Raw genomic sequence first — 14,056 nt, forward strand, 5'->3', positions numbered from 1 at the left:
ATAACGATTCTAACGAGGGATGAAGACGGTGATGTGTCTTACATCCTCCCAGGTGGCAAACAAGAGTTTGGTGAAACATTAGAGCAAGCTGTTTGCCGAGAAGTATTTGAAGAGGTTGGAATATCCGTAAACGTTGACGAGTTTTTATTTCTTCGAGAGTTTATTGGGGCCAACATGAAAATGCCGAAGCTAATAAAAACCTTCACATAGTCAGTCCTATTTTTTTTTGCAGTATACAGCCCGATAATGATATTCCTAACTCCCCCGAATCCAGATCCAGTTTTATAGAGAGAACCTGTATTTCAAAGGAACAGATGAGAAAATTTTTAGCTTTTTATCAAGGGTTGCATTACCCAAAAACATTTAAAGGATATGATGGTATTAAAGAATTTGTTAAAAGAGGGTTGATAACTATGAGCGATAAAATACTTGTTGTGGACGATGAACGCGAAATTGCCGATTTGGTTGAGCTATACTTGAAAAACGAGAATTATACGGTTTTCAAATACTATACTGCCAAAGAAGCGTTGGAATGTATCGACAAGACCGAGCTTGACCTTGCCATACTGGATATAATGCTTCCCGGTTCGAGCGGCCTCACTATCTGCCAAAAGATACGGGATAAGCACACCTATCCAATTATCATGCTGACCGCGAAAGATACGGAGGTAGATAAAATTACAGGGCTAACAATCGGCGCGGACGATTATATAACGAAGCCCTTTCGCCCGCTGGAGTTAATTGCGCGGGTCAAGGCGCAACTACGCCGCTACAAGAAATACAGCGGAGCGGTGGTGCAAAGTGAAAATGTTATTGTCCACTCTGGCCTTGTCATTGATATTAATACGCACGAGTGTTTTTTGAACGAAAAACCTCTATCCCTTACACCTACTGAATTTTCAATCCTGCGCATCCTCTGTGAAAACAAGGGGAATGTGGTTAGCTCCGAGCAGTTATTTCATGAGATATGGGGCGACGAATATTTCAGCAAGAGCAACAACACCATCACCGTGCATATCCGGCATCTGCGCAAAAAAATGAACGACGCCATTGATAATCCGAAGTATATAAAAACGGTATGGGGGGTTGGCTATAAAATTGAAAAATAAAAAAACCGATTATTCCAAACTAAAACGAACACTCTACCTGTATATCCTTGTGACAGTTGTGGCAGCCGTTGTATTCGTGCTGTTATTGGATTTATTTATCCAGCGGCAAGCCCTTGGGGAGGGGATCGTACGTTTTTTGCAAGACAGTTTTTACTTAGATCGTCAGGACGCGATGACAATATATCACTATATTGTACGGAATAATATGGAAATCGTTATTTTTATGGCGATTGCCATTAGTATTCTTATCCTATGCCGCATCATGCTTTCAAAATTTGCAAAATACTTTGACGAGATTAATACCGGCATCGATATCCTGATTCAGAACGAAGATAAACCAATAGAGCTTTCAGCGGAAATGGAGTTCATGGAACAGAAGCTCAACACATTAAAACGGACTCTGGAAAAGCGAGAGCAGGATGCAAAGCTGGCCGAACAAAGAAAAAATGACGTTGTGATGTACCTGGCGCACGATATTAAAACGCCCCTTACATCCGTTATCGGTTATCTGAGCCTGCTTGACGAGGCGCCAGACATGCCGGTAGAGCAAAAGGCAAAGTATGTGAATATCACGTTGGACAAAGCGTATCGCCTCGAACAGCTGATCGATGAGTTTTTCGAGATTACGCGGTACAACCTCCAGACGATGACGCTCACAAAAAAGCACATTGACCTATACTATATGCTGGTGCAGATGACCGATGAATTTTATCCCCAGCTTGCCGCGAATGGAAAACAGGCGGTGATCCATGCTTCCGAGGATTTGACCGTATTCGGCGACCCCGATAAGCTGGCGAGGGTCTTTAACAACATTTTAAAAAACGCCGCTGCATACAGCAAGGACAACAGCGTCATTGACATTACGGCGGGCCTCTCCGGGGATGTGGTGTCCATCGTTTTCAAGAACGCCGGAAGCATCCCCAAAGATAAACTCGCTGCGATATTTGAAAAGTTTTACAGGCTGGATGATGCCCGTTCTTCCGGTACGGGCGGCGCGGGACTTGGATTGGCGATTGCAAAAGAAATCGTTATTCTGCATGGCGGGCAGATTTACGCGGAAAGCGATGATAACTACACGACGTTCACGGTAGAGCTTCCGGCATTTCCAGATTTGGCTGATAAAAGGAATTCCTAAGAAATGAACATCGTTTCTTAGGAAAATCTCAAGGAAATCGCTACTTTCCCTTAGGAAATTCACAATTGAATATTAAAAAACGGCTCGTTCTTATGCGGTAGAGTTAAACCGTAAGAACGAGCTTTTTCGTTTCGTCTGAGAAGGATATGACAAGTTTATGTTTCCATTTACCGCGATCGGCATTCCCGTTTCATTTCTTATTGGTGCCTTTCGCAGAAAGGGGTGGCCTTAATGATGAAAAACATCGGCATTACCGTTTATGGATGCGAGCAGGATGAGGCAGATGCATTCCGTGCCCTTTCGCCGCGCTTTGGCATTACGCCCACGATCATTAACGTTCCCGTATCGGAAGCCAACGCCATATCAGCCCCTGGCAATCAATGTATCAGCGTGGGACACAAATCCGTCGTTTCCGCGTCTGTTCTTCTTGCGCTGAAGAGAGCCGGCGTGAAATATATCTCTACCCGAAGCGTCGGCTGCAATCATATTGATACAGCTGCCGCTAAGCGAATGGGCATCGCTGTCGGCAATGTGGCGTATTCGCCAGACAGCGTTGCCGATTATACCATGATGCTGATGCTTATGGCAGTACGCAACGCGAAATCGATTGTGCGCTCAGTGGAAAAACATGATTACCGGCTGGACAGCGTCCGTGGCAAGGTACTGCGCGACATGACCGTCGGCGTGCTGGGAACCGGCCATATCGGCAAAGCGGTTATTGAGCGGCTGCGGGGTTTTGGATGCGAGGTACTGGCTTATAGTCGCAGCCAAAGTGTAGAGGCAAACTATGTTCCGTTTGATACGTTGTTGCAAAATAGCGATATCGTTACGCTTCATGTGCCGCTCAATGCGGATACGCGCCATATCATCGGCCGCGAACAAATGAGGAGAATGAAGCAAGGCGCGTTTCTTATCAATACAGGGCGCGGTGCGCTTGTAGATACCGATGCGCTGGTTCAAGCATTGGAAAACGGAAAACTGGGCGGCGCCGCATTGGATGTATTGGAAGGAGAGGAAGGGCTTTTCTACTTTGATTGCACACAAAAACCAATTGATAATCAATTTTTACTGAAACTCCAAAGAATGCCGAACGTGATCATCACGCCGCATACGGCTTACTATACCGAACAGGCGTTGCGTGATACCGTCGAAAAAACAATCAAAAACTGTTTGGATTTTGAAAGGAGCCTGGCACATGGATAGAGTAAAAATTGCAATTCTGTTTGGCGGTTGCTCGGAGGAGCATGACGTGTCGGTAAAATCCGCAAATGAGATCGCCGCTAACATTGACAACGAAAAATACGAACCGATATACATTGGAATTACGAAATCCGGTGTTTGGAAAATGTGCGAAAAACCGAGCGCGGATTGGGAAAACGGCAATTGCTTTCCAGCCGTGCTCTCGCCGGATAAAAACATGCACGGATTGCTTGTTATAAAGAACCAAGAATGCGAGATCCACCGCATTGATGTAGCATTTCCGGTGTTGCACGGCAAGTCTGGTGAAGATGGAGCAATACAAGGTCTGTTTGAATTGTCCGGTATCCCCTATGTAGGCTGCGATATTCAAAGCTCCGCGATTTGTATGGACAAATCGCTGGCATACATCATCGCGAAAAACGCTGGCATAGCTACTCCCGAATTTTGGGTTATTCATAAAGACGATCATCCGGCGACAGATGCGTTTCCCTATCCTGTTTTTGTTAAGCCGGCGCGTTCAGGTTCATCCTTTGGCGTGAAAAAAGTCAATGGCGCGGACGAATTGGACGCCGCCATTGAATCGGCAAGACAATATGACAGCAAAATCTTAATTGAGCAAGCTGTTTTGGGCTGTGAGGTCGGATGTGCCGTATTGGGAAACAATTCCGAGTTGATTGTTGGCGAGCTGGACCAAATCAGGCTTCGGCACGGTATCTTTCGAATTCATCAGGAAGCCGAGCCGGAAAAAGGCTCCGAAAACGCAGTTATAACCATTCCCGCAGACCTGTCGGCAGAGGAGCGAGAACGGATACGGGAAACGGCAAAAAAAATATATAAGGCGCTCGGCTGTAGAGGTCTTTCCCGTGTTGATATGTTTTTACAAGATAACGGACGCATTGTGCTTAACGAAGTAAATACCCTGCCCGGTTTCACGTCATACAGCCGTTATCCCCGTATGATGGCCGCTGCAGGTATAGCGCTTCCCGAACTGATTGACCGCCTGATCGTATTAGCGTTAAAGGGGTGATAAGCATGGAAAAGGGGCTGATAAGCATGGAAAAGGGATTTGTTTTTTTAGATGAAATATTGAACGGTGTTCGCTGGGACGCCAAATATGCCACATGGGACAATTTCACAGGGAAACCAGTAGACGGATATGAGGTCAATCGCATCGTGGGAACACATGCCCTAGCCCTTGCGCTGCTGGAGGCGCAGAAGCAAGCGGCGGCTCTTGGGTACGGTTTACTGTTATGGGACGGGTATCGCCCCAAACGTGCGGTAGAGCGCTTCCTGCGTTGGTGCGAGCAACCGGAAGACAACCTCACAAAAGAAAAATACTATCCGAATATCGAGCGAACCGAGATGGTTGCACAGGGATATATAGCGCCACAATCAAGTCATAGTCGCGGAAGTGCTATTGATCTTACGCTTTACCACTTAGATACGGGTGCGCTTGTTTCCATGGGAGGAGGGTTCGATTTTATGGATGAGCGTTCACACCATGAAGCAAAAGGGATTGCAAGCATGGAAGCGCAAAATCGCAGACTTTTGCGTTCCATCATGGAAAACAGCGGGTTTGAAGCGTATAGCTTCGAATGGTGGCACTATGTATTAAGAAACGAACCATACCCCAATCACTATTTTGATTTCCCCGTTGTATAGCGAATACTCCTGATTTTCTACATAAGCTTTTGACCGTTGCACAGGCAAACTAGAGGGTGTTGGTCAAATGCTAAAAATTGTAGTGTTTGACGGTTATATCTAATCACTGCTCAAACGCGAAAGGACAAACCGCATGTGTGGAATTGTAGGCTTGATGCATTTTAATGAACGGCCCGTAAATGCGGAAGTACTGGTAAAAATGACAGAGACCATTGTGCATAGGGGACCGGATGACGTTGCTTATCATATTGACGATCGTATCGGCTTAGGATTTCGAAGACTATCCATCATTGACGTTGTGGAAGGGCGTCAACCATGTTCGAACGAGGATCGAACGGTTTGGTTGGTTTTTAACGGGGAAATTTATAATTACAAAGAGTTAAGAAGCATGTTGATGGATAAGGGACACCGTTTCTCAAGTCAGTCTGATTCCGAAACCATTGTGCATCTTTACGAAGAGTATGGGGAAGACTGCGTCGATTATTTGAGAGGTATGTTTGCTTTTGCGATTTGGGATGCTCGCAAGCGAACGTTATTTGCAGCGCGTGATTTTTTTGGGATTAAACCCTTGTATTACATCGTAGATCAAGAGGGATTTGTTTTTGCTTCCGAAATCAAAGCACTCATCGCTAGCGGAAGAGTGAAAAAAACGATAAGAATGGAAAGCTTGGTTGCGTATTTGACGTTCCAATACGTGCCTCAGCCCAACACGATGTATTCGAACGTGCATCAATTGCAGGCAGGGCATTGTATGCGAGTGGATTTTGACGGGAGGGTGCGAGTAAGTAAATACTGGTCACCCATCTTTGAGCCATCCGAACGATCGATGAACGATTATATAGAAGACATTCGAGCGTCCTTGCACAATTCCGTCGAACTTCATATGCAAAGCGACGTACCACGGGGCTGCTTCTTATCCAGCGGCATTGATTCCACAGCGATAGCGGCCCATATGAATTCCTTTGAGTCGATTCGAACCTTTTCCGTAGGATTTGAAGGTTCGAACAATGAGACCATTATTGCGGGAAAAACGGCTTTCGAGTTAGGGACTTATCACTGCGACCACATCATTTTAGAAGAAGAGTATTTCGGCAGTGTAAGAAAGACGGTTTGGCACCAAGACGATCCGGTGGCGGACCCGTCTGCTGTCGCACTATACCATGTTGCGTGTTTGGCGAAAGAGCACGTCACTGTCGTCCTGTCGGGTGAAGGTGCCGATGAATTGTTTGGCGGGTATCGCATTTACCGGGAGCCGAACTCATTGCGAGCGTTAAGTTGGCTCCCCTCAATGTGGAAACGAATGATGCAGAAGATCCTAACCGATACGCAATGGTCGTTTACAGGGAAAAACTATTTACTAAGAGCGTTTACGCCGCTTGAACAACGCTTTTTTGGCAACGCGAATATTTTTCACGAAGATGCGAAACAAGATTTACTTACGAATTGGGAGAGCTGGTTTCATAAAGTGGGAAAGGCTAGCGATATTACGAAAAAGTTTTACCATGAATCGGTTCACCATGATCCGGTTACCCGGATGCAGCTCATTGACTTGAACTTATGGTTAACCGGGGACATCCTGATGAAAGCCGACAAAATGACTATGGCGCACTCGCTTGAATTACGGGTCCCCTTCCTTGATAAAGAAGTATTTGAGGCAGCAAGGAAAATACCGGTTCGCTACCGGATTGCGGCAGGGACCACGAAATATGCCTTACGGAAGGCAATGGAAGGAATCGTGCCGGATTTTATAGTGAATCGCCCCAAACTCGGCTTCCCGGTCCCAATCCGCGATTGGCTTCGCCGCAAGGAAAGAATGTCCGTTATTCGTGAGCAATTATTAGTGCCTTCCATGTCGCAGTATTTCCAACTTCCTTACGTTGAACGCATGGTACAAGATCACCTGGCCGGCCGGGGAGATTATTCTAGAAAATTGTGGGTGCTATACATCTTTAGCCTATGGCACGAAATGTATATGGAGCAATAGTTTGTGCACAGCCATTGACCTAGGAACCGATATGGAGGAAAAAGGCTGCTTGAAAAAGCAAAAAAGGTAGCGGGCGAGGATGAGCTTCTGTTTTTTCCCCAGTACAAAATAAAGAGGAACATGCAGATCCGGAAAAAATCTTAAGAAGTTCATTTGATGGAATTCCAAGATAAGCACAGAATAAGGAGTTATTTTATTATGGTACGAACAGAAAAAAAGAAAAAGTCAGGAATACGCATATTTGTAGCGCTTCTATTGATGGTTGTCGTTGCTGCTTTGGTCTACAAATCCATCATTACTCCAGAAAACCACCAAATACCTGTGAATGAATATGACGATAACAGCTCGTCGTATTCTCCGCCCATTTCTTCAGACCATAAAACAATGCCAGATCCATCGTTGGAGCTAGAACCCGAACCCTCTGTGTCCATATCTCCCGGCGAACTGAACAGTCCTAATGCGATTCTGATCAATTTAAAAGATCATACCGTTCTGATGCAGAAAAACAGTGAAGAAAAAATATATCCTGCTTCATTGACTAAAATGATGACAGCCATTGTCGTAATAGAAAACTTGCCTGATTTGAAGAAAGAAATCACACTGACCAATTCTGTGTTTCAGGGCCTGTCAGAAGCAGATGCATCTATGGCAGGCTTCCAGCCGGGGGAGGAAGTAAGGGCGATTGACCTTTTATATGGGGCTCTGCTTCCTAGTGGGGCAGAATCTTGTGTTGGACTTGCTTATTACATTGCAGGGTCGGAAAAGGACTTTGTAGGGATGATGAATCAAAAAGCGGCAGATCTCGGCATGCATAACACACATTTCGAGAACTCAACTGGACTTCAGCATGAAAACCATTACACAACAGTAAAAGATCTGTCTATTCTTCTAAGCTATGCTTTACAGAATGATACTTTCCGGGAGATTTTTACTTCATCACGCCATACCACACCGCCAACGAATAAGCACCCTGACGGGATAACCTTCAAAAGTACCATGTTTGAAGAACTTAACAATCAGAGCATCGCCGACGTGGAAATCTTAGGAGGGAAAACTGGCTTCACCGATGAAGCGGGTCTATGTCTTGCGAGCCTCGCTCAAGTGGGTGACCAAGAATATATTTTGATTTCAGTTGGTGCGAAAGGGGATCACTATACGGAACAGTATAATATTACCGATGCATTAGCTGTATACAACAGTATAGAAAAATAGTAGTTGTTCATAAGAATTTATAAAGATTTTGAACGGTTCCGGGAGGAAATGGCGAGCGCTCGTTCGCCGTGCACAGAATGTCCGCGACCTCTTGCGTCGATCCCGGCATCAGCACGGTATCCGGCATCGATGGGACAATCGGCGTCGCATCGTACGAATATGCATATGTATGAACGACACGGGACGGGGACGGATGACATGAGCCTGCAGCGGAAAAATTACGAAATCATCACGGACGAGCTCCGGCGCTTTATCGAATCGGGTCTCATCAAGCCGGGGGAGAAGCTGGACACCATCGACCAACTGGCGACCCAGTACCGGGTCGGAAAGTCGACGGTCCGCGAGGCGCTCAGCCAGTTGAAGGCGCTCGGCCTGATCGAATCGCGGCAGGGCGGCGGAACCTATGTAAAAAAGCCGGGCCTCGAGCCGTCGGCGGTGCTGGACTCGCTGCAGACGTCGAACGCCGAGCTTGCGCAAGTGCTGCAGGTTCGCAAGATACTGGAGGTCGGAGCCGCGGGGCTTGCTGCACTGTACCGTACGGATGAAGATATCAAGGAGATCGGCAAAATCGTCGAGCAGATGAAGGATACTGTCGGGCCCGGGCGTCGCGCAATCCGATACTGGAGACAATTATGGCGCTTATTGCCGCCGCGATGCACCGCATGATTCAAGATAGTCGCAAGCTGTGGCTTTTCAGCGGGAAGGAAACGGCCGCCAAGCTGTTCGAAGAACACAGGATGCTGTTCGAGGCGAATCGCGACGGGGACCCGAAAGCGGCGGCTGCGACGATGACGAAGCATCTCACCCAAGTCGAGAACGCTTTGCAATCGGCAAAATAGCATCGGGTTTGTCGACAATAAGCATCGGATATCGCCGCCGGCCCCGGAGGTAATTGTTTATGCAAATGGTGGATGTTCCCGGTAACCGGCATTACACTGCCATTCATAAGTGCAGGTGGGTCTTCATTGACGCTTATGCTGACATCGGTCGGCATCCTGCTCAATATATCTCGTTATTCGAGGTGACAGCAAAATGAAAACTATTGTCTTTACCGGAGGTGGCTCCGCCGGGCATGTTACGCCTAACCTTGCGCTCATGCACAGGCTTGGGCAATTAGGTTGGGAAATTAAATATATAGGTTCGGCAATGGGCATCGAGAAGGACATCATAGAACGTGAGGGAGTTCCCTTTTACCCGATCTCGTCGGGGAAATTACGTCGATATTTTGATCTCAAAAATGTGAAAGACCCTTTCAGAGTGTTGAAAGGTGTTTATGAGTCTTATAGATTGCTCCGTCGGTTGAAGCCCGCCATCGTCTTTTCGAAGGGCGGGTTCGTTTCCGTCCCGGTCGTTATAGGCAGCCGGATGAACAAGGTTCCGGTCATTATTCATGAGTCTGATATAACGCTAGGGCTAGCAAACAAAATTTCAATTCCTTTTGCAACTAAAGTTTGTGTTACCTTTCCGGAGTCTTTACAGCATGTTCAAAAAGATAAGGCCGTTCTGACGGGTTTACCGATTCGTGAACACATTCGCAGCGGTAAAGCATCTCGCGGATACCAGCTATGTAATTTTCATTCGCAAAAACCTGTCATTTTGGTGATGGGGGGCAGCTTAGGCTCACAAGCCATTAATCAAGCAGTCCGTGGTAACCTGGAGCGCTTGCTTGCACAATTTCAGATCGTGCACCTATGCGGGAAAGGTCATATGGCAGAGGAGCTTGCTAATACACGGGGATATAACCAATTCGAATATGTAAACGAGGAGCTACCTGATATTCTGGCGATGACAGATTTGGTTGTTTCCCGGGCGGGTGCTACGTCCATTTATGAATTTCTGGTACTGGAAAAGCCTATGCTGCTTATTCCTTTGTCGCTGCAAGCAAGTCGAGGAGACCAGATTCTGAATGCGGCGTCATTCCGGAAAGCAGGTTATGCAGATGTCCTGAGCGAAGAAACCCTAACGGCAGATACGCTTGTAGAACGAGTAGAAGCTCTGTATGCTAATCGTGAGACTTATAAGGCTGCGATGCAATCCCGAAATGAAAGCGATGCGGTTGCATCCATCGTAGAACTGATTGAAACCTACAGCGGAATTTGCTAAAGCGAATAGTTAGGAACTTGGTGCGGCGCCCTTGAATATTAATTACAATCTAACGACACAAACGTACCCACATAATTTTTTTTAAATAGCCCATACTTATGGGTTTTTCTTTATTTATGTCGCAACTTTTGTGTCGTAGCTCTGCGACATAAAAGTTCCGTCATCGTACTCTAACGTCACAAATGTGTTGACATAATGGCGAGTTACTGGGATCTTCTTCCTAGATGGAGATATGGAACACCCTTTTGTCCGTGCAGTCACAACAGCAGGAACAGAAGGGAATGGCGAAAGTTGTAGAGCCTTGCAGGAAAATGTCGATTCCTAGGAGAATACTCCCATGTATGGACTGGTCTTCATTTCCAATCAAGGATGGAGGGTTCCCTTGGCGATTCACTCGTTATCCGCAAACTTCGCATACTTCTTCAACAGGCTTAACCCAAGCCCGACTTTTGTATCTCGTGCATCGAGTGAACACTCCACGATTACAGGGCTGCTCGAAGATCCTAACGGACTCGCTAGCGAATTATCACCCGTCTGTTTTCTTCAGGGATCATACAGGCAACAGACAGCGATATATACGATCAATGATGTCGATATCGTAGTTCTCTGTAAGGGATTATCATTTGGGGAGAGTGGCGGGGGCGGGGGAAGGACTTGGTCAAGAAACGAAATCTTCGACACGTTGGCTGCGCCTTTGCTCAACGATGGGCGTTATCGTAATAAGGTTCGTTACAACGAAGGTAGTATGTGCATAAAGGTGGATCTCGGCATAAAGGTCGAGATACTTCCTGCTGTCTTAAAAAGGGGAAACCATGACCCAAGGGTCGAACCGTTTTGCTTGTATCGTCCACATAAGGGAAGGTGGGAAGAAGGATACGCAAGGACACATCAAGCATACTTAACGAGCAAGAACAGCGTTACGAACAGCAACTACATTCCTGCTATCAAGGTGTTCAAACATATACGGAATTATCATGACATCGATGCTGTCTCATTCCATATCGAGAGCCTTCTGCACGCAATCCCAAACGTTTACTTCGAGGGATCTCCTGCTGATTACATTGCGAGTCTTTTAGGTTATATCGCCCAATATCCAGCTGAAGCTTGGTACCGATCAGATATCAAGACACCATGCGGGGAACGGGATTTGTTCGATGAGGATGAATGGAATTGGCATGATTGGTCTGTGTTCCACCAATTTGTCGTCCTACTAGCCCGACTTTCCAGGATAGCAGCTACAACCCATGACCGACCGACTGCGATCGAATGTTGGAAGGACGTTCTCGGGAATGATTTCTTCCCTCGGGAGGTTTCAAGGTGAGAAGAATTTTATCGATTGACGGTGGTGGAATAAAGGGAGTGTTCCCCGCATCATTCCTTGCTTCATTGGAAGATGCAATCGGAGACCGTATTGCAAATTATTTTGACTTAATCGTCGGGACATCAACGGGAGGAATTATCGCACTCGGTCTAGGCATGGGGCTAACTGCTAAGGAAATACTATCCTTCTATGAGTCAGAAGGGCAGAAGATATTCAGGCAAACCCCAATCCTGAGTAACTTGAAGCGGATAGGGAGTGCAAAATACAGTGCCAAACCTCTTCAAAAGGCTTTAGAATCGACTTTTGGTGATAAGCGGTTGTGGGAGAGTAAGGTCCGTCTTGTAATCCCCGCCATGAATATAGATACGGGAGAGGTTCATGTTTTCAAGACACCACACAAGCCTAACTACATACGTGATTACACCGAACGTGCAGTAGATGTCGCTTTGGGTACTGCGGCAGCACCTACATTCTTCAGGACCCATGTAACTAATTCTGGAACACCGATCATTGATGGTGGAGTATGGGCAAACAACCCAGTAGGCGTTGCTGTTGTAGAGGCAATAGGTGTACTTAACTGGCCAAGGGATGAGTTAAAGGTTTTGAGCCTAGGCTGTACTTCAACACCGATTCATGTCGGCGTAGCCCGCTTCCTTCCAATGGGGATAGGATACTGGGGGCCACGCATAACGGAGGTATTCATGGCGGGGCAATCCTCTCAAGCACTTGGTACGGCATCGTTGCTTGCAGGGAGCGAGAACCTAATAAGGATTAGCCCAACTGTCCCAAACAAATATTCGCTTGATGGCATAAAGGAGATAAGGTCGTTGATGGGTCTTGGGAAAACAGAAGCGAGCAAGACGTTTCGAAACCTAGATGCCGTTTTCTTTACTGAACACGCAGAGCCGTTTGTACCTTTCCGTACGATGTGAGGGGAGAGCGTTGTGATTGAACGGATCGTCCATAAATAAACATTGCCATTATTTTTTCGCCGATACTGGGATCGATTGGATAATCCGATATTCTAAATGTCATTTGGGAGGGCATCTAAGGGGGTTTTCTGTGGCTGACTTTGGTTTAGATAAATACCGCGAGGAACATCCGATGGATTACCTCAAGGCGATTGAATTAATTAATTCAGATCCTTACAACTCACTAGTAAGTGATACAATATACAAAATCACTAGATTGCATATACCCGATACAGTATATAAATATTTTTCATTGACTGATGATAAAGAACTAAACGAATTGAAATTTAAGACCATTGAAGATAAGAAAATTTATTTGGCATCACCTAAAGAACTCAATGATCCGTTCGAGAGTAATGCCTATTTTTATCGTAGTGAAAGACTAAGCAGATATTCACGTCTTAAACATGTAAACGGAAGAATAATTGATGACTTTGCTTCTTTTAGCTTATTTTCTTCATTTACATCAAATGGGATCAACAGCATGCCAATGTGGGCACATTATGCAAACAATCATAGGGGTTTTTGTTTGTCGTATGATTTGAACCAAGAATATAACTTGAGTATGAAAGGTTGTATGCTTCCCGTTCAATATACGGATAAGCGAATAGATATTACACCTATAATGGAAACGATTGTATCAGAAACACTAAAAAAGATAAAAGAGGCAAAGTGGAAAGAAAATAAAACAGTGTTAATGGACAATATGATGTTAATCTGGGTTATAGCTTATTTAAGTTGTTTGAAACATGTTAGCTGGAGTTATGAAAAAGAATTGAGAGTAGTTATTGGACGGAAGGACACTCGCTTGATGAATGCTGGTCCTTCTGCAATATACATTGGAATGAGTTGCACGAATAAGTATATCGAGAGATTGAAGCAAATGGCAAAAAAATTAAATATACCAATATATAAAATGCAACTTGAAAACTATTCGCTTGATTATGAGTTTTCAGTTAAGCAATTATAATAAAAATAGATTCCAACGGTAGAAAGTAAATGTTTGTGAAAATGGATCGACTCAAATTAAACCGTTTGAGGTATTAAAAATTTGGTTAAGAGCTAAATAATACAGGTGGCCTTTGGTAAGCGGACTCGTTTAGTCCGCAATTACAGCAAAATGTCGGACGACAAGAATTTGGGCCGATTCACACCCGCGTATTTGGCGGTCTTTTTTATTATAGGCCCAAGTTCTTGTCGTAGACGAACGTCAAGAACTTGGGCCTTTTGTCAACAATAATGTGGCGCGATAAGAACTTAACCCTTATGGTTGATAAGGGAAAAAAGCTAGTAATCGTTTAACTAAGGGCTATTTGTTCTTCAATGTTATATGCCGGGAAAATTATCTTTGATGATTGC

Annotated in this window: 12 protein-coding genes and 2 pseudogenes; all 14 read left to right on the forward strand. The window is 45.4% G+C overall.

Going from position 1 to position 14,056, the window contains the following annotated elements; translation table 11 throughout:
- The first annotated feature begins 33 nt into the window (after positions 1 to 33).
- The 14 genes and pseudogenes from JET16_RS31015 to JET16_RS30730 all read left to right on the forward strand — a co-directional run bounded on the left by JET16_RS31015 (position 34) and on the right by JET16_RS30730 (position 13,667).
- The gene (locus JET16_RS31015; RefSeq protein WP_199613796.1) at positions 34 to 210 is read left to right on the forward strand and encodes an NUDIX domain-containing protein; all 177 of its coding nucleotides are present in this window, start codon (positions 34 to 36) and stop codon (positions 208 to 210) included.
- A 203-nt stretch (positions 211 to 413) separates the two neighbouring features.
- On the forward strand, positions 414 to 1,109 hold the full coding sequence (gene vanR-A, locus JET16_RS01270; protein ID WP_199613797.1) for a vancomycin resistance response regulator transcription factor VanR-A: 696 nt from the start codon (positions 414 to 416) through the stop codon (positions 1,107 to 1,109).
- Positions 1,087 to 2,244 (forward strand): vancomycin resistance histidine kinase VanS, encoded by a 1,158-nt coding sequence (vanS, locus tag JET16_RS01275; RefSeq protein ID WP_199613798.1) that lies wholly within the window; start codon positions 1,087 to 1,089, stop codon positions 2,242 to 2,244. The genes vanR-A and vanS overlap by 23 nt, the downstream gene beginning before the upstream one ends.
- A 234-nt stretch (positions 2,245 to 2,478) precedes the next feature.
- Entirely contained in the window at positions 2,479 to 3,447 is a 969-nt protein-coding gene (gene vanH, locus JET16_RS01280; RefSeq protein ID WP_199614244.1) for a D-lactate dehydrogenase VanH, read from the forward strand.
- On the forward strand, positions 3,440 to 4,471 hold the full coding sequence (vanA, locus tag JET16_RS01285; protein ID WP_199613799.1) for a D-alanine--(R)-lactate ligase: 1,032 nt from the start codon (positions 3,440 to 3,442) through the stop codon (positions 4,469 to 4,471). Before vanH ends, vanA begins: the two co-directional genes overlap by 8 nt.
- A 26-nt stretch (positions 4,472 to 4,497) precedes the next feature.
- Positions 4,498 to 5,106 (forward strand): D-Ala-D-Ala dipeptidase VanX, encoded by a 609-nt coding sequence (gene vanX, locus JET16_RS01290; RefSeq protein ID WP_199614245.1) that lies wholly within the window; start codon positions 4,498 to 4,500, stop codon positions 5,104 to 5,106.
- 133 nt (positions 5,107 to 5,239) lie between these two features.
- Positions 5,240 to 7,090: an asparagine synthase (glutamine-hydrolyzing) gene (gene asnB, locus JET16_RS01295; protein ID WP_199613800.1), complete on the forward strand. Its 1,851-nt coding sequence runs from the start codon at positions 5,240 to 5,242 to the stop codon at positions 7,088 to 7,090.
- 198 nt (positions 7,091 to 7,288) lie between these two features.
- Positions 7,289 to 8,302: a D-alanyl-D-alanine carboxypeptidase family protein gene (locus tag JET16_RS01300; RefSeq protein WP_233530927.1), complete on the forward strand. Its 1,014-nt coding sequence runs from the start codon at positions 7,289 to 7,291 to the stop codon at positions 8,300 to 8,302.
- A 198-nt stretch (positions 8,303 to 8,500) separates the two neighbouring features.
- Positions 8,501 to 9,141 (forward strand): annotated as a pseudogene (locus tag JET16_RS29895) (FadR/GntR family transcriptional regulator).
- Between the two features lie 72 nt (positions 9,142 to 9,213).
- A pseudogene (locus JET16_RS01315) lies at positions 9,214 to 9,327 on the forward strand (FtsW/RodA/SpoVE family cell cycle protein); the annotation flags it as partial.
- A gap of 7 nt (positions 9,328 to 9,334) precedes the next feature.
- Complete coding sequence (locus JET16_RS01320) at positions 9,335 to 10,405, forward strand: undecaprenyldiphospho-muramoylpentapeptide beta-N-acetylglucosaminyltransferase (protein WP_199613803.1); 1,071 nt, start codon at positions 9,335 to 9,337, stop codon at positions 10,403 to 10,405.
- Between the two features lie 337 nt (positions 10,406 to 10,742).
- Positions 10,743 to 11,726: an SMODS domain-containing nucleotidyltransferase gene (locus tag JET16_RS01325; protein ID WP_199613804.1), complete on the forward strand. Its 984-nt coding sequence runs from the start codon at positions 10,743 to 10,745 to the stop codon at positions 11,724 to 11,726.
- The gene (locus JET16_RS01330) at positions 11,723 to 12,658 is read left to right on the forward strand and encodes a CBASS cGAMP-activated phospholipase (protein WP_199613805.1); all 936 of its coding nucleotides are present in this window, start codon (positions 11,723 to 11,725) and stop codon (positions 12,656 to 12,658) included. The genes JET16_RS01325 and JET16_RS01330 overlap by 4 nt, the downstream gene beginning before the upstream one ends.
- A 130-nt stretch (positions 12,659 to 12,788) precedes the next feature.
- Positions 12,789 to 13,667, forward strand: coding sequence for a DUF2971 domain-containing protein (locus JET16_RS30730; protein WP_199613806.1), 879 nt, complete (start codon positions 12,789 to 12,791; stop codon positions 13,665 to 13,667).
- Positions 13,668 to 14,056: the final 389 nt, after the last annotated feature.

The organism is Paenibacillus alkalitolerans, from assembly GCF_016482785.1.
GTDB lineage: Bacteria > Bacillota > Bacilli > Paenibacillales > YIM-B00363 > Paenibacillus_AE > Paenibacillus_AE alkalitolerans.

What these genes read in the sequence shown, in the direction of transcription:
- vanR-A (WP_199613797.1), top strand. Translation starts at nt 414, where the DNA reads ATGAGCGATAAAATACTTGTTGTGGACGATGAACGCGAAATTGCCGAT.
- vanH (WP_199614244.1), top strand. Translation starts at nt 2,479, where the DNA reads ATGAAAAACATCGGCATTACCGTTTATGGATGCGAGCAGGATGAGGCA.
- vanA (WP_199613799.1), top strand. Translation starts at nt 3,440, where the DNA reads ATGGATAGAGTAAAAATTGCAATTCTGTTTGGCGGTTGCTCGGAGGAG.
- vanX (WP_199614245.1), top strand. Translation starts at nt 4,498, where the DNA reads ATGGAAAAGGGATTTGTTTTTTTAGATGAAATATTGAACGGTGTTCGC.
- asnB (WP_199613800.1), top strand. Translation starts at nt 5,240, where the DNA reads ATGTGTGGAATTGTAGGCTTGATGCATTTTAATGAACGGCCCGTAAAT.
- JET16_RS01300 (WP_233530927.1), top strand. Translation starts at nt 7,289, where the DNA reads ATGGTACGAACAGAAAAAAAGAAAAAGTCAGGAATACGCATATTTGTA.
- JET16_RS01320 (WP_199613803.1), top strand. Translation starts at nt 9,335, where the DNA reads ATGAAAACTATTGTCTTTACCGGAGGTGGCTCCGCCGGGCATGTTACG.
- JET16_RS01325 (WP_199613804.1), top strand. Translation starts at nt 10,743, where the DNA reads ATGTATGGACTGGTCTTCATTTCCAATCAAGGATGGAGGGTTCCCTTG.